Origin of the sequence: Trinickia soli (assembly GCF_002879855.1) — a bacterium.
Classification (GTDB): Bacteria; Pseudomonadota; Gammaproteobacteria; order Burkholderiales; family Burkholderiaceae; genus Trinickia; species Trinickia soli.
Genome location: NZ_PNYB01000005.1, coordinates 221,509 through 237,761 on the forward strand (window position 1 = coordinate 221,509; position 16,253 = coordinate 237,761).

At 62.3% G+C, this 16,253-nt stretch carries 13 protein-coding genes; 5 read left to right on the top strand and 8 right to left on the bottom strand.

Annotated elements, in window-relative coordinates; all coding sequences use genetic code 11:
• Positions 1-80: 80 nt before the first annotated feature.
• The gene (locus tag C0Z19_RS08200) at positions 81-677 is read left to right on the top strand and encodes an MlaC/ttg2D family ABC transporter substrate-binding protein (RefSeq protein ID WP_102609297.1); all 597 of its coding nucleotides are present in this window, start codon (positions 81-83) and stop codon (positions 675-677) included.
• Between the two features lie 21 nt (positions 678-698).
• Here the strand turns inward: C0Z19_RS08200 and C0Z19_RS08205 are convergent, their stop codons facing one another.
• The 4 genes from C0Z19_RS08205 to ispH form a co-directional block, all read right to left on the bottom strand.
• The gene (locus C0Z19_RS08205; RefSeq protein ID WP_102609298.1) at positions 699-1,343 is read right to left on the bottom strand and encodes a response regulator; all 645 of its coding nucleotides are present in this window, start codon (positions 1,341-1,343) and stop codon (positions 699-701) included.
• Positions 1,340-2,770: a cache domain-containing protein gene (locus tag C0Z19_RS08210; protein WP_102609299.1), complete on the bottom strand. Its 1,431-nt coding sequence runs from the start codon at positions 2,768-2,770 to the stop codon at positions 1,340-1,342. Before C0Z19_RS08210 ends, C0Z19_RS08205 begins: the two co-directional genes overlap by 4 nt.
• A 131-nt stretch (positions 2,771-2,901) precedes the next feature.
• A complete protein-coding gene (gene hpnH / locus C0Z19_RS08215) occupies positions 2,902-4,053 on the bottom strand; it encodes an adenosyl-hopene transferase HpnH (RefSeq protein WP_102609300.1) in 1,152 nt (383 codons plus the stop codon).
• 10 nt (positions 4,054-4,063) lie between these two features.
• Positions 4,064-5,008 (bottom strand): 4-hydroxy-3-methylbut-2-enyl diphosphate reductase, encoded by a 945-nt coding sequence (gene ispH, locus C0Z19_RS08220; protein ID WP_102609301.1) that lies wholly within the window; start codon positions 5,006-5,008, stop codon positions 4,064-4,066.
• A gap of 324 nt (positions 5,009-5,332) precedes the next feature.
• Between ispH and C0Z19_RS08225 the strand changes: the two genes are divergently transcribed.
• Positions 5,333-6,496: a glycosyltransferase gene (locus tag C0Z19_RS08225; RefSeq protein ID WP_102609302.1), complete on the top strand. Its 1,164-nt coding sequence runs from the start codon at positions 5,333-5,335 to the stop codon at positions 6,494-6,496.
• 27 nt (positions 6,497-6,523) lie between these two features.
• Here C0Z19_RS08225 and C0Z19_RS08230 read toward each other — a convergent pair whose 3' ends face one another.
• The 3 genes from C0Z19_RS08230 to C0Z19_RS08240 form a co-directional block, all read right to left on the bottom strand.
• Entirely contained in the window at positions 6,524-7,012 is a 489-nt protein-coding gene (locus tag C0Z19_RS08230) for a hypothetical protein (protein ID WP_102609303.1), read from the bottom strand.
• Between the two features lie 115 nt (positions 7,013-7,127).
• Entirely contained in the window at positions 7,128-8,138 is a 1,011-nt protein-coding gene (gene hpnA / locus C0Z19_RS08235; protein WP_102609304.1) for a hopanoid-associated sugar epimerase, read from the bottom strand.
• 78 nt (positions 8,139-8,216) lie between these two features.
• On the bottom strand, positions 8,217-11,291 hold the full coding sequence (locus C0Z19_RS08240; RefSeq protein WP_146012017.1) for a sensor domain-containing protein: 3,075 nt from the start codon (positions 11,289-11,291) through the stop codon (positions 8,217-8,219).
• A gap of 250 nt (positions 11,292-11,541) precedes the next feature.
• On the opposite strand from C0Z19_RS08240, the gene C0Z19_RS08245 reads away from it, so the two are divergent.
• Positions 11,542-11,838, top strand: a complete 297-nt coding sequence (locus C0Z19_RS08245; protein ID WP_102609306.1) for an acylphosphatase — start codon at positions 11,542-11,544, stop codon at positions 11,836-11,838.
• 90 nt (positions 11,839-11,928) lie between these two features.
• On the top strand, positions 11,929-12,840 hold the full coding sequence (rarD, locus tag C0Z19_RS08250; protein ID WP_102609307.1) for an EamA family transporter RarD: 912 nt from the start codon (positions 11,929-11,931) through the stop codon (positions 12,838-12,840).
• On the opposite strand, the gene C0Z19_RS08255 is transcribed toward rarD, so the two are convergent.
• A complete protein-coding gene (locus tag C0Z19_RS08255; RefSeq protein WP_102609308.1) occupies positions 12,828-13,367 on the bottom strand; it encodes an Mpo1 family 2-hydroxy fatty acid dioxygenase in 540 nt (179 codons plus the stop codon). The two genes, rarD and C0Z19_RS08255, sit on opposite strands and share 13 nt — an antisense overlap.
• A 364-nt stretch (positions 13,368-13,731) precedes the next feature.
• Here C0Z19_RS08255 and C0Z19_RS08260 point away from each other — a divergent pair, with 364 nt between their 5' ends.
• On the top strand, positions 13,732-16,251 hold the full coding sequence (locus tag C0Z19_RS08260; RefSeq protein WP_102609309.1) for a type VI secretion system Vgr family protein: 2,520 nt from the start codon (positions 13,732-13,734) through the stop codon (positions 16,249-16,251).
• The last annotated feature ends 2 nt before the right edge of the window (positions 16,252-16,253 follow it).

A 16,253-nucleotide genomic window follows, 5' to 3' on the forward strand; every position in this document is an offset into this window, starting at 1 on the left:
CGGTTCGCCCAACGGTCTTTCGTGCAAGTTCAGGCACGAGCGATGCTGTCGATCCCCTTTCAATCGAGTCCCTACCTTCCATGAAACGTTACCTCTTCGCATTCTTTACGGCGGCATTCGTAAGCGCAGCCGCATGGGCCCAGACGGCGCCTGTCGACGTCGTCAGACAAGCGGTCACCGGCACCGTCGATACGATGAAGCAAGACCCGGCCGCACGCGGCGGCGACATGTCGAAGATCGTGCAGATCGTGCAGACGCACTTTCTGCCGGCCACCAACTTCGAGAGGACCGCGCGCATTGCCGTGGGCGATGCCTGGAAGCAGGCGACGCCCGCCCAGCAGCAGGAACTGACGAAGCAATTCAAAGTCCTGATGACGCGCACCTACGCGGCCTCGCTGGCGCAACTCGGCACGCAGGATGCGCGGTTTTCGTTCAAGCCGGAGCAGGCGACGCCTACGGATGCGTTCGTGACGTCCACGGTTACGACGCCAGGCGACAGCCAGCAGGTGGGCTACCGTCTCGGCAAGGTGGGCAGCGACTGGAAGATCTACGACATCGACATGTCCGGTGCGTGGCTCATCCAGGTCTATCAGAATCAATTCAAGGCGCAGCTTGCCCAAGGCGGCATCGACGGCCTGATCAAATACCTCACCGCGCACAACGCGCGCAGCGAATAGCCGGCACCGGGCCGGCGTCGATCAACGCCGGCGTCGCTCGACGGCGAATTTGATCAGTTCGGCCTGCCCCTCGATTTCGAGCTTGCGTTTGATGTTGAGCCGGTGGGTCTCGACGGTGCGCACGGAAAGCGAATAGCGCTCGGCAATCTGCTTGCTCGAGAGCCCTTCGGCCAGCGCATCGAGGATTTCGCCCTCGCGCGGGGTGAGGCGCTCCACGGGTGTCTGCATGGCGCTCGCCTGGATCATGCGGGCGGCGATGCCCGCGCTGAAGAACGTGCGATTTTGCAGCACGGCTGAAATCGCATGCACGATCTCCGTGGCCGGCGAATCCTTCAACACGTAGCCGCTCGCGCCCGCTCGCACGGCCTGCATGACGTATTCGATGTTGTCGTGCATCGACAGCATCAGCACGCGCACCGCGGGAAAACGCTCGTGGAACACGCCGGCCAGCGCGATTCCGCTCATTCCGTTCATGCCGACATCCATCAACGCAAGATCGGGCGACAGCGTTTGCGCGAGCGCGAGCGCCTCCTCGGCATTACCCGCTTCGCCGGCCACGATGAGGCCGGGCACGCCCTCCAATCGAAGACGCAACCCGTCGCGTACGAGCGGATGATCGTCGACGAGGATGATGTTGGCGGAACGGGAAGAAGCGGGCGCGTTCATGTCGGATGCTTGTCCTGCGAAGGTTCAATGGGCCTTGCGAGTATCGGATGCGGGAGCGGCGCGGACGCGGAGACCAGCGTAAGTCCTGGTTGCGAGGCTATCGTCAGCGTACCGGCAACGGCCTCGAGCCGCTCGCGCATGTTGCGCAAGCCGATACCGCCGCGTGCATCGGCTTGCACGCGTTCGATGTCGAAGCCCCGCCCATCGTCGGCGATGGCGAGCGTCACCGTGTGCTCGGCGACAACGAATGCGAGCGTCACGTGCGCAGCCTGCGCGTGCCGCACGATATTCGTCAACGCCTCCTGCGCAACGCGGAACAAGGCGGTGTTGACGGCCGCCGGCAACACGGCCGCGCGCGAAGCGGCGTCGGTCTCGACGCGCATCTCGATGCCCGTTTCTTCGCTGAGTTCGCGCGTCAATTGTTCGAGCGCCGCGGCAAGACCGAGATCATCGAGCATCGACGGGCGCAGCGCATGCGAAATGCGCCGCACTTCGCGCAGCACATGCGAAAGGCGTGTTAGCGCAGTGCCGAGCGCCGCTTCCGCGCTCGGCACGCGCCGCTCCGGATGGCTCGCATGTTCGAGACGCGCGAGCGCCGATTCGAGCAACAGCTTGACCGACACCATCATTTGGCTGATGCCGTCGTGCAGTTCGCGCGAAAGCCGTGCGCGTTCGTGCTCCTGCGATTCGACAACCTGCTGCGCCAGCCGCTTGAGCTTGGCATCGGCGCTGCGATATTCGGAAACATTCAAAAATAGCGCACAGGCGGCGATGACGCCGAACCCAGCCAGTGCAATTGCACCGATCCACGTCATCGTGCGCGTGATATTGGCCGATGCGCTCGTATCGATTCGGGCCAGCGCTTCAGTGACGCCGTCGAGATAGATACCGGTGCCGATCATCCAACCCCAACGCGGCAACGGTACGACGTAACCTAGTTTCGGTTCGAGTCGATTCGTGGACGGACGATGCCAAAGGTAGCGTACGTAGCCTCCACCCGCATTGGCCGCCGAAATGAGCTGCTGAATCGTCAGCGAACCCTTAGGATCCCTAAGCAACCACCAGTTGTGGCCGACGAGATCGGGTTCGCGCGGGTGCATCAGCGAATCGCCTTGCATGTCGTAGACGAAGAAGTAGCCGTCGGGCCCGAAGTCCATGCGCTGCAGCATGGCGAGCGCTTCGCGCTTGCGCGCCTCATCGTCCTGCGCATTGCCGGTAGCGTTATAGAGCGGCTCGATGGCCGTCACGGCAAGATCGACGTAGTGCTTGAGTTCGGTCCGCTTGCTCGAGAGATAGGCGGCCTCGAACGTCTCGCGTTGGGCCTTGGCGAGCGCGGCCGCTTGCAGACGCACGCCGATGCCGATCCCTACGATCGCTACGACGAATGGGACGATCGCCAGCAAAAAGATCTTTGTTTTGATCTTCATGGTCGATAGCGGCGCGCTGTTGTGTCAATCATCTGAACCAATGCAACGGCGCATTGCCGTAAAGCAAACGGCGCGGCCCATTGGGACCGCGCCGTTTCGGGTTGTGCGAAGGGGTCCGCCCGCGCCGATGCTCAGTGCGCCGCCGCCGTACGCGTGTTTTTCGCGTTGGCTGCGCGCCCGATTTCTTCGAGTTTGATCTCGACGTGGCGCGAGAAGACGTATTCGGCCGGCCGCTGCTTGTCGAGCGGAATGTCCTTGGCGAAGGCGCCTTCGATCTTCGGGCCGCGCATGCTGACGCCCAATGCCTTCAGCGGATGTGCAACCGTATCCATGACGGCCGTTGCTTCGAAACCGCTATGGACCATGCAATCCGCGCACTTTTCGTAGTTGCCGGTGCCATAAGCGTCCCAGTCCGTTTCTTCCATCAGTTCCTTGAAGGTCTTTGCGTACCCTTCGCCGACGAGATAGCACGGACGCTGCCAGCCGAACACCGTGCGCGCCGGGTTGCCCCATGGCGTGCAGTGATAGGTTTGGTTGCCGGCGAGGAAATCGAGGAACATCGCCGACTGGCTGAACGACCAGTTCTTGCCGCGATTGCCGCGCTTGAAGATTTCGCGGAACAACTGCTTGGTTTTATCGCGGTTGAGGAAGTGCTGCTGATCGGGCGCGCGCTCGTAAGCATAGCCGGGCGAAACCGTGATGCCGTCGACCCCCATCGGGCCGAGCGTATCGAAGAACGCGGCGACGCGTTCCGGCTTCGCATCGTTGAACAGCGTGCAGTTGATGTTGACGCGAAAGCCCCGGCGCTTGGCCTCGCGAATCGCGGCGACGGCCTTGTCGTATACGCCGTCTTGCGACACCGAATGGTCGTGCATCGCCTGGTCGCCGTCGAGGTGAACCGACCAGACGAAGTACGGGCTTGGCTGATAGTCGTCCATCTTCTTTTCCATCAGCAGCGCGTTCGTGCAGAGATAGACGAACTTCTTGCGTGCGATGATGCCCTTCACGATGGTGGGCATTTCCTTATGCAGCAGCGGCTCGCCGCCGGCGATCGACACCACCGGGGCGCCGCACTCGTCCACCGCGCCGAGGCACTCTTCCACCGACAGCCGTTGATTCAGGATCGGATCCGGGTAATCGATCTTGCCGCAGCCGTTGCATGCGAGGTTGCAACGAAAGAGCGGCTCGAGCATCAGCGCGAGCGGATAGCGTTTGTTGCCGCTGAGATGCTGGCGCGTGATGTAGGCGCCAACGCGAAGTTTCTGCAAAAGCGGGATGGACACGGCAAACTCCTTAAACTTGGCGTGCGTCGGCAGGCTCGATGAGCTTTGCCGGCAGCTTGAATTCGACTTTTTCTTCGCGGCCCGACATCGTCGAAACTTCGACGGGGCCCAGTTTGCGCAGCGCGCTGATCACGTGTTCGACCATTTCTTCCGGCGCCGATGCGCCAGCCGTGATGCCAACCGTCTGCGCATTGGCGAACCATTCGGGCTTCAGTTCCGAGCCGTCGGCCACGAGGTAGCTCGGTACGCCGGTTTCGGCGCCGATCTCGCGCAGGCGATTCGAATTCGAGCTGTTGGTTGCGCCGACCACGAGCAACACGTCCACTTGCTCGCTCAATTCGCGCACTGCGGCCTGCCGGTTTTGCGTGGCGTAGCAGATATCGCGCGTATCGGGGCCGACGATATTGCTGAAACGCCGCGTGAGCGCTTCGATAATGCCGCGCGTATCGTCCACGGACAGCGTGGTTTGCGTCACGTAGGCGAGCGGCGTGTCCTCGGGCAGATCGAGCGTGGCGACTTCGGCCTCGCTTTGCACGAGTAGCACCTTGCCCGGGATCTGGCCGATCGTGCCTTCGACTTCGGGGTGCCCGGCATGGCCGATCAGGATCAGCGTGCGGCCGGCGGCCACATATTGGCGCCCTTGCACATGCACTTTCGTGACGAGCGGGCAGGTGGCGTCGAGCACATCGAGCCCGCGGGCCTGCGCGTCGCGTTCGACGCTTTGCGCTACGCCGTGCGCGCTGAAAATGGCGACCGCGCCGTGCGGCACTTCATCCAATTCCTCGACGAACCGCGCGCCTTTGCTGCGCAGATTCTCGACGACGTGCCGGTTATGCACGATTTCGTGTCGCACGTACACGGGGGCGCCGTGCCGTTGTAATGCGCGATCGACGATTTCGATCGCACGTACGACGCCCGCACAAAAGCCGCGGGGTTGAGCAAGGATGACTCGCATTGATGGCGAACTCCGACCTGACCGGGCGACCGAGCCGCCGGCGATGAGCGGCGTGATGGCCCCGATTCCAAACCTATTATTAGAAAGCGGCCGCGATAGCCGGCAAACCAACCCAAACGCGCATTCTAACGCTATCGGGCCGCGAACGCTTTCCGCAAGGCACACAGGCGTTGCGAAATACCAGCATGTCCGGCGGCCGCGGGCCGGGTCGACGGATCAGGGGCGGCGGTCGCGCCATCCCCGGCGGCAAGCCGGTAGACTAGCGAACCGCGCGCATTTGGTTGCGGTTTGCTTTCGCCAATCCTTTCAAATTCATTTCGTCGCATGTTATTCGGCCTGTCGATCCTCTCGCTGATCATTTGGTGCGTCCTGCTGTTCGCGCGGGGCGGGTTTTGGCGTACGCGCTGCGCCCCGTCCGTCGCCGTCGATACGATCGAGACCTGGCCGGCCGTGGTGGCGGTCGTGCCAGCACGCAATGAAGCCGACGTGATCGGCCCGGCGGTGACGTCGTTGATCGAGCAGGCATATGCCGGGCCGTTCCATGTCGTCGTCGTCGACGATCACAGCACGGACGGCACCGCGGACGCGGCTCGTGCGGCTGCCTTGGCGCTCGGCAAGCCCGACCGGCTGACGGTCATCGCGGCCGAGCCGTTGCCCGCGGGGTGGTCCGGCAAAGTCTGGGCGCAGTCTCAAGGCGTGGCGGCCGTCACCGGACGCGGCTTGCCGGCCGATTACCTGCTGCTGACGGACGCGGATATCGCGCACCCGGCAGATGCCGTCACCGAACTCGTTGCGCGCGCAACGATCGAGCAGCGTGATCTCGTTTCGCTGATGGTGCGGCTGCGTTGCGATTCCTTCTGGGAGAAGGCGCTGATTCCGGCGTTCGTGTTTTTCTTCGCGAAGCTTTATCCCTTCAAGTGGGTGGGCAATCCGCGCAACAAGACGGCGGCCGCGGCCGGCGGCTGCATGCTCGTCAAACGCGCGGCACTCGAAGAGGCCGGCGGGATGGCGTCGATCCGCTCGGCGCTCATCGACGATTGCTCGCTCGCGGCGCGCATCAAACACCGTGGGCAAGGCGGTCATTCGATTTCGCTCGACGTTGCGGCGAAGAGCCATTCGCTGCGCCCGTATGACGGCCCCGGCGAAATCTGGAACATGATCGCGCGCACGGCCTTCACACAATTGCATTATTCGCCGTGGCTGCTTGCCGGCACCTTGGTGGGCATGACGGTGATCTATCTCGCGCCACCCGTCGTCGCAATCGTGCTTGGCCCGCTCGGCTGGCCGGCATGGCTTGCGTGGGGCGCAATGTGCTGCGCCTATGCGCCGATGCTGCGTTACTACGGCCGCTCGCCCTGGTGGGCGCCGGCTCTGCCGCTCGTCGCGTTGTTTTACGTCGGTGCGACCGTTGCATCCGCCGTGCGTTATTGGCGCGGCAAGGGCGGCCAGTGGAAGGCGCGCGTCCAAGCGCCGGCGCGGGGCAATTGAACGCCGCTCCGATGGCTGCCGTTGCTGCTATTTCTGTGTCAGCAACATGTAAAGCTGAATCGCGGCGTCGGGGGAGAACGCGAACGGCACCCAGCCGTGGCCCGTATGCCGCGCAAACAAGAGACGGTCGCCGTTTGTCTGCTTTTGCATGGCCATGACGGGGTTTTTCGTGGAGGCGAAACGCCAACCCGGCGCAAGCGCCATCGGCGGCTCGGGCTTCATCGACGCGCGCGCGTTCGCGAGTTCCTCGATCAATTGACCGATCTGCTCGGGGCGCAGCGTAACGGTTTGCGCGCCGATGCTCAACGTCAGCTCGTTGTGCGAAGGACGCGCGACGCGTAGCGTCGGCTGTGCCTCCGGTCCTGCGGACGGTTCGGGCGCTGCGTTGGCTTCGGTTTCGGTTTCGGGCAAGGCTTCGGCCCTGGCCTGCCCGGCGGCGGCCTGCGCAAGCCGAAGGAGCTCACTGAGCCGATCGACCTGTGCGTCGATCGCACCGATCTGTTCTTCCAGGTTCATACGACGACGGCTATCTCAAGCAAAGAGACGCGATTCTACCGGGTGCGCGCCGACTGCATTCGCGCGCGAGGCCGTCGAGTTGTAACAAAATGCACGCGCCGCGGTCGGCCATGCGTCAGCCTTGCAGGTAACCGGCTTCGCGAAACCATTGCAACGCATCGCGCAGCCCGTCGAGATAGGGCCGCGCGCGGTAGCCCAGTTCGCGCTCGGCCTTGGCCGACGAGAAATACATTTTGTTCTTCGACATCTTGAGCCCATCGACGGTCACGAACGGTTCGCGCCTGGTGAACTTGGCCACGCATTCGGCGCCGAACGCCAGCGGATAGAGCGGCCAGCGCGGCAGGCTGATCGACGGCGCTTTGCGGCCGGTTTCCTGCGCGATATCGGCAAGCATCTGTTGCAGCGGCAGGTTTTCGCCGCCGAGGATATAGCGCTCGCCAATCGTGCCGCGCTCGAGTGCGAGCAGATGACCGCGCGCCACGTCATCGACATGCACGAGGTTCAGGCCCGTATCGACGAATGCAGGAATTTTGCCGAGTGCCGCTTCGAGGATGATGCGGCCCGTCGGCGTGGGGCGCACGTCACGCGGCCCGATCGGCGTCGACGGATTGACGATGACGGCGGGCAGGCCCTCCCGCTCGATCATGCGTTCGACGGCGCGCTCGGCCAGCACCTTGCTGCGCTTGTAGACACCGATCGCTTGAGCGGCCGTCAGCGGCGCCGTTTCGTCAGCTACACGGCCTTCGCTCGTGACTTTGAGCGTGGCCACGCTGCTCGTATAGACGATGCGCTCCACCCCTTGCGCGAGCGCGGCACGCATCGTCGCTTCGGTGCCTTCGAGGTTGGCGCGCTCGATCTCGGAGGGATCGGGCGCCCACAGCCGATAATCGGCCGCTACGTGAAAGAGATGGCGCACGCCGCGTAGCGCGTCGCGCATCGACGATTCGTCGCGCATGTCGCCGACGACGATTTCGGCATCGAGCGATTCGAGATTCTTGCGCGGACTCGTTGCGCGCACGAGCACACGTACGCGCATGCCGCGCGCGAGCGCCGCCCGGGCGACGGCGGAGCCGACGAAGCCCGATGCGCCCGTGACGAGCACGAGATCGCTGGAAGATTCAGTCATGGTATGGCGCTTGCGCGATGGTTCGCTGCGTTCGTTGCCTGGATTCGGCGAGATTGTACTGAAAGTTGTCGGCGCCGCTCAGCTATGCGCGAGCGCGCCTTCGTTGAACTGACTGATGAATGCATGCGCATCGGCGGCCGGCATCGGCCGAGCGAAGCGATAGCCTTGCACGACCCGGCAGCCGTGTCGGCGCAGGAACGAAAGCTGCGTGTCCGTTTCGACGCCTTCGGCTACGACCTGGAAGCCGAGTGCGCGTCCAAGCGAAAGAATCGCACGCGTGATGACTTCGTCTTCGCGATGACGGCCGATGCCGGAAACGAACGACATGTCGAGCTTGAGCCGCTCCGCATGGAAATTGCGAATGTAAGAAAGGCTCGAATAGCCGGTGCCGAAATCGTCGATCGCGATATCGATGTCCATTGCACGCAATGCGCGCAATACGTCGAGTGCGCCGACCGACATCAACGCGCCCTCGGTGATCTCGAGCTCGAGCAGCCGCGGCGATAGACGCGCGCGCGCCAGCGCACGCTGCACGACGCGCAGAAAATCGCCGCGGGCGAATTGCCGCGGCGACAGATTCACCGACATGCGCAGCCCAGGCAACGACGCCTGCCATACCTGTGCCTGGAAACAGGCTTGCTGCATGACCCACTCGCCGATCGGAACGATGAGGCCGTTTTCTTCGGCGATCGGAATAAACGTTGCGGGACTGACGGGACCGAGCTCGCTGTCGGTCCAGCGCAGCAGCGCCTCGACGCCGGTGACGCGGTTCGATTGCAGATCGACCTGCGGCTGATAGTCGAGGCGGAATTCGCCGTTGGACAAGGCAGCGCGCATGCGGCGCGACAGCGCGAGCCGTTCGTCGGCGCGCCGGCCCAGTTCGGGCGTGAACTGCTGCAGCGCGTTGCGGCCGTTCGATTTGGCGCGATACATTGCAAGGTCGGCGCGGCGCAGCAGCGTTTCGGGGTCGTTGCCGTCGCGGGGGAAACAGGCAACGCCGATGCTCGCTTCGACATAGAACTCGGTATCGTCGATCCATACGGGCCGCGCGAACGCTTGCGATACGCGCGCGAGCACGCCGGTGAGGCGATCCTCGTGCGCGCCTTCGCAGACGACCATGACGAATTCGTCGCCGCCGTAGCGTGCGACCGTGTCCGTCTCGCTCACGCACGAAGACAACCGCTCGCTGATTTCGCGTAGCAGGCGATCGCCGATGCCGTGCCCCAGGCTGTCGTTGACATCCTTGAAGTGATCGATGTCCATGAACGCGACGGCGCCGCGCGTGCCGTCGCGTTCGGCGTCCCGGATCGCCTGGACGAGGCGTTCGTTGAGTCGGTAACGATTCGGCAGCGACGTCAGCGAATCGAAATTCGCTTGCTGGCTCAGCAAATCGCGCGATTGAACGAGTTCGGTGACATCGTTGACGACGCTGATGTGATGGGTCACTTCTGCGTTGTCGTCGCGCACAGGCGCGATATAGATCTGATTCCAAAAGAGCGTGCCGTCGCGCCGATAATTGCGCAGCAACGTCGTGACTTCGCGTTGCTCGGCCAGAGCGCTGCGAATGGCGTCGATGCCGACCTGTTGGCGATCGTCTCGCTGCAGGAATCGGAAGTCCAGGCCTTTGACGTCTGCGACCGAATATCCGGTGATGCGCTCGAAAGCGGGATTGGCGTATTCGATCAGATTGCCTTGTTCGGTCACACGCGTGATCAAAACGGCATTGACGATGGCGTCGAGCGCACGACTGCGCAACCGCAACGCGAGCTCGACGCCTTTGCGCTCGGTCACGTCTTCGTAGGTGGCGAGCAGACCGATGACCTCGCCCTGCGCATTGCGCAGCGGCACCTTCGTCTTGCGCAGCCAGCGCCAAGCGCCGCTTGCCGACGGTGAAAACTCCTCGTAGTTGGCCAGCGGCCGGCCGCTTTGAATGACTTCGCGATCGCGCATGCGTGCGCTTGCGGCGGCTGCGCGCCACGGCAGATCGTCATCGGTGACGCCGACGATCTGCGAAGCGTCGGCAAGGCCCACGTCCTGCGCGAACGCTCGATTGCATCCAAGGTAGCGCGAATCCTTGTTCTTCCAGAAAATGCGCTGCGGCACGCTGTCGATGACAGCCTCGAGCATTTGCTTCGACTCGCGCAGGGCGGCTTTGGCGGTCTCTTTTTCCGTGACGTCGATCGCCACGACGAAGCACGCGCGCCGATTGGCGTAGGTCATGAAGTGATAAGACGCCTCGACGAAGAAGCGCGAACCGTCTTTGCGGACGTGCGTTCGAACGAGGGTCGAGCCGCTCGTCGTACCAGATGTCGACGCCAGCTCGGCAAATCGGGCCATGAAGGCGGCGCTTTCCTCGGCCGGCCTGAGCGCCGCGATCGACATGCCCGCCAGTTCGTCCCGTGCGTAGCCGTATTGGCGCACGGCGGCGCCGTTGATGGCCGCGATCGTCAGCGTTTCGACATCGTAAATGAGCATCGGCAACGGATGCTCCTCGAAGTACTCGCGAAAGCGCGCTTCGCCTTCCTCGGCCGATATGCGCGCACGGGCGCGCACCAGGCTGAGTCGATGGTTTGCTCGAAAGGCGCAGACAAGTAAAAAGAAAGCGGCGGCAGCCGCGGCGGCGAGTGCGATGCGTTCCGAGGCAGAACGTCGTGCGATTTTGCTTGTGTGCGCGCCGGCGGAAAGCTCTTGCCTGGCGTCTAACGTGCGAAGTTCGCTGGCTACGCGGTGGCGGCTGTCTTCGATTGCCAGCAGCGCGACACGCGGCAGCAGCACGGCTTGCCCGGCGGATTGCGCGCCAAGCATGGCTTGACCGATGCTGCGCTGCCATTCATGCGTTGCGCCGCGCAACTGTTCGATGCCGGCCGTGCGTTCGTGCGAAGCGGCGTAGGCTTGCGACAAGGCATCAAGCGCGCGTTCCGCACGCTCGATGCGGTCAACGGGCCAAGGGATAGCGTGCGATTCGGGATCGGCGACGAGATGCAGAAAATCCGCGTCGGCATCGGCGTACACGCTTTCCAACCGCTCGACGCTGTCGCGTACCTGCAGCGCGCGCGCGAGTTGCACGTCGTCGAGTTCGCGCGCGGCAAAGATCTGGCTTGCGCCGAACGCGACGATCCCGACGGCGATCGCGCATACGACGACCGTCAGCATGGTCGTGCTTCTTTCGGCGAGCCGGCTTCGGAAAAAGCGGGTTCGACCGACTCGCGCCGCGTGATCCAGTAGCGCCACCGTAACGCCTCCTTTCGCCAATTGAGCTGTCGCGCATACGCAATCAATCAGTGCATTTAACGACTGCTTTGGACCTTTTCTTTAGCGCCGGATGCAAGGGAGCGATCCGAAACCGTTTTCGAGCCGGCGACTACAATGCGGGATTGACGAAACTCAGGCAGGAGAGGCTGCGATGGAAGGCCCGGATTTGGATAAGCGAATGGAGACGTACTATGTACGCGTTCGCGGGGTGGTGCAGGGCGTCGGGTTCAGGCATGCGACCTTGCGGCATGCACATGCGCTTGGCGTGACGGGATGGGTGGCGAACGTGTCGGACGGCTCTGTCGAGGCGATGCTGCAGGGCTCGGCGAACCAGATCGACCGGATGCTTGAATGGATGCGGCGCGGCCCGCCTTCCGCAAGGGTGACCGACTTCTTCAGCGAGGAGCGGCGCGTCGATAAGCGCTTTGCGAGGTTCGAGCAGCATTGAGCGGCGCTTCGCCATACAATGCGGGCCTTTTTTGTCGGCTACGCGAAGGAATGACATGCGGCTTGCATTGAAATCGCCGAATAAAAATTGATGGATCGAAACCAAACGGGGCAAGGTATTGCGCTGTCGGTCGTGGCAACGACGTTGTTCGCGCTGTTGTCCGTTTATACCCGCATTCTGCGCCCCCTCGACGGCCTCGATATCTTCGCGTGGCGCATCGTATGGACGGTGCCCGGTGCGCTGCTGCTGGTCGTCTTGCGCGGGCGCAGTGCGCAACTGATGCAACTTATGTGCGCGACAGTGCGCGAGCCGGTGCGTGCGCTGATGCTTTTGTGCGCGAGTGCATTGCTTGGTGCGCAGCTTTGGCTCTTCATGTGGGCGCCGTTGCACGGCCGCATGCTCGAGGTATCGCTTGGCTATTTCCTGCTGCCGCTGTCGATGGTGCTGGTCGGCCGGTTCTATTACCGGGAGCGGCTCGTGCCGCTGCAATGGTTGGCCGTGGGGTTCGCTGTGTTGGGCGTCGCGCACGAGCTATGGGTGACGCACGCGTTCTCCTGGCCGACGCTGCTCGTTGCCGTCGGGTATCCGCCGTACTTCGTGCTGCGTCGTAAGCTTGGCGGCGACTCGCTGGCTACGTTTGCGTTGGAAGTGCTGCTGTTGTTGCCCGCCGCGCTGCCGATCATCGCATTGAGCGCCGGCGCGCAGGCCGCATTGCGGCAGCCGCTGTTATGGGCGCTGCTGCTGCCAGGACTGGGCGCGCTCAGTACGAGCGCATTGGCGAGTTACCTGAAGTCGAGCCGCCTGTTGCCGATGGCGCTGTTCGGCATCCTCGGCTATGTCGAGCCGGTCTTGCTGGTTTTGTTTTCGGTCACCTTCCTTGGCGAATCGCTGACCGTGCAAGAACTTGGCACCTATGTGCCGATCTGGATCGCTGTCGCCGTCACGGCCGTGCATAGCGTGTTGCTGTTGCGCATGCCGAGCGGTGTTCGTCAGATTGGTTGATGTGGATTTTGTTGGTCGTCACGTAGTGCGCTGGCTTTGCGTTCGATCGTGTCGCGCAACACGCGACGCCAGCCGAAGCCGAACAGGATTTCGGCAAGCACGAACAAGGGGCCTATGACGAGCCCGATCAGATCGTCGGCGAAGGCCGGCTTGCGGTGTTCGTAAGCTACGTGTCCGATGAATTGAAAGACCCAGCCGACGATGAACAGGCCCGCGCCGCTGCCGGCCCATAAGGCCGTCGATGCGTGGGCGAGTTCGGCGCCGATGACGAGACAGACGGCCGAGACCGCTGCCATGAGGATGCCTAAAGCTGCGTCGAGCACGATGTAATAGATCGTCGCGCAGACGAACATGACGAGCGCGGGGGAAACGCCGAAGGGAAGAGGCGTGGATTGCCACTGTGGACGGCTCAAGAGGATGGCCAGGGCGAGCACGATCATCGGAATGCCGACGAAATGCGTGGCGATGTTGCGCCGGTCGCGGTGGTAGGCGGCGTACTGCGCAAGCTGGTCGGTCAGGGTCTTCATTGTTTGATTGTTGCGCGTGGTGTTCGAGGCAGGGCGCTACGAGTTGTCGAACCATCGCATGCGCACGGCTGATCTTCAAGCGATTGAATGTTGCATTCGCATAAGAAGTAGGCGGCGATTGCCGATAGGCAATTTCTGATTCGGGAATCGACTAGCTCGATGTCATTTGCCAGGGGCGGTAATAAGGTGGCGGTCAGCGCGTCAAATCCTGTCCTCTTCGGAAAAATATTCTCTATACAGATCTGTATTATTTGAGAATGTCCAAAAATATGCCGGCCGGTTTATCGATTTCTACATGCGGCTCAATTAGAATCCTCGCCTCAGAAGACTTATTCCCTGCTTGCGAAGGATATGGAGTGGCGGCATGGCATTCACCCCGCTTTTTGACGCGCTTTTCTACGGGAACGCGCAACACAATCGTTTAATCAAGCTCGATACGCCGCTAGGGGATGATTGGCTTGTGCCGTTGCAGGCGAAGGGCACGTCCCGGCTTGGGCGCGATTATGAATTTGTCGTCGATGCGGCCTCGTCGTATGGCGACCGAATCGAACTGAAGGCGCTTATCGCGCAACCCGTCACATTGTGGGTTCAGCAAGCCGATCGCACCTATTTGCCGCATCACGGTTATGTCAAATCATTTTCGCGAATGGGAAGCGACGGCTATTTGACGTACTACCAATTGCGCTTTTGCTCGTGGATGTGCTTTTTGCCATTGCGTCGGGATTTGCGCGACTGGCAAGAGCAGACCGGCGAGCAGATCGTGGCCGACGTCTTCGATGCACACCCGCAGGCGCAGGGCGCGTTTCGTTTCGAACTTCGGCAAGCGATGCCGCAGTATTCGAACCGTGTGCAATGGGAAGACGATTGGAACTTCGTGCATCGAAGCCTGGAAGAGGCGGGGGTGTTCGGCCGCTTCGAGCAAGCCAGCGACGGGAAGTCGCATACGCTCGTGTTGATGGACGATTTGTACTTCGTACCGCAACTCGAGCAGAAAAGCGTGCGATTCATTCGCGCGGGCTTGCGTGAAGAAGTGGACGGGTTGACGCAATGGAAAGAGCAGCAGCAGATACAGAGCGCGAAGCTGACGACGCGCACGTTCGATTACAAGCGGCCCGATCTTCCCAAACAGATCGATAGCGCCATCAGCACGCGCGATGACGTGCCCGCACAAGGCGAGGTGTACGACTACACCGGTGCTTATTCGTGGGGCGTACGCGACCGGGGCGAACATCGCAATGCCGTGCGCGTGGAAGCGTGGGAATCGCAGATGAAGCGGTTTCATGGGATCGGCAGCTTGCGTTCGGCCCGGCCCGGCTATTGGTTTACGTTGGAAGGGCATCCGATTCACGATAAGGATCCGGAAGAAGACCGTGAATTCGCGATTCTCGGCACGAAGTGGATCATTCGCAACAATCTGCCGGGCATGGATCATGTCGTGGATTTCGCGGAAAGCTTGCAGTCCGAAGTCATGGCGGCGGCGCAGGCGGAGGTCGGCGGTGTGAAGGTCCGGCACCCTGACGGCAGTGAAGGGTACTTCCAGGTCGAGATCGAAGCGCAGCGGCGACGCCTGCCGTTTCGCAGTCCACTGGAGCATCGCAAGCCTGTCATGGCGTTGCAGACGGGGATCATTGCCGGGCCCGATAGCGAGGAGATTTACACCGATTCGCTGAACCGCGTGAAGGTGTGGTTTCCGTGGAATCGGCGCAACGAGAGCGATGAGCGTTCATCGGTATGGGTGCGGGCGGCGTTTCCTGATGCGGGGTCGAAGCGGGGCGGGCACTTTCCGCTGCGAAAGGGTGACGAGGTGGTGGTCGGCTTCATGGGCGGCGATTGCGATCGGCCCGTGGTGTTGAGTCGCATGCATGGTGGCCCGACGCCGCCGGTTTGGCATACCAATGGGTTGCTGTCGGGCTATCGATCGAAGGAATACGGCGGCAGCGGATTCAATCAACTCGTCATGGACGATGCGACGGGGCAGAACCGCGTGCATCTCTATTCGACGAGCGCCGATTCGCATTTGCACCTCGGATACCTGGTCGATCACAACGGCAACACACGTGGCGGGTATCTGGGCAGCGGTTTTGATTTGAAGTCGAATGCGTACGGGGCGGTTCGCGCAGGGCAGGGGCTGTATGTGTCGAGCCATCCTGCGTCGGTTAAACAACCGATGGATGTGCGGCCCGCCAGCAGTCAGCTCGTCAATGCGGAAAGTGTGATTGAAGCGCTATCGGATGCGAGCGTGGCGCATCAGGCGGAGAGCTTGAAGGATGGGCATGATGCGCTGAAAGCGTTCACGAATGCGACGCAGCAGAGCGTGGCGGGGGATGCGTCGGGCGGCGGGCGAACCGCGGGCGGCGGTACGGGTAACGCGAATGGGTTCGCCGAGCCGATCATGCTGATGGCGAGCCCTTCGGGTATTGCGCTGGCGACGGAGAAGTCGACGCAGATTGCAGCCGATCAGCACGTGAACATCGTCAGCGGTGGGAGTACGCTCGTCGCGAGCGGAAAGTCGCTCATTGCTTCGATTGGGGAGAAGCTGAGTCTCTTTGTGCAAAACGCGGGGATGAAGTTGTTTGCGGGGAAGGGGAAGGTGGAAGTGCGGGCGCATTCGGATGGAATCGAACTGCAGGCGCACAAGGGCGTGAAGGTGATCTCGATCACCGATGTCATCGAAATGGCGGGCAAGCGCGAGATCCTGTTGACCTCGGGCGGTGCGTATGTCCGCATTAAAGACGGCAACATCGAGATACATGCGCCGGGGACGGTCGATGTGAAGGGGGCGAAGCGGGTGTTTGCGGGGCCGGTCAGTGGTAACTATTTCATGCACGGGGTTGCGGGTCAGGGCCAGATGGAACCTGGACGATCGTTGGATTTTTCGGGCTGAAC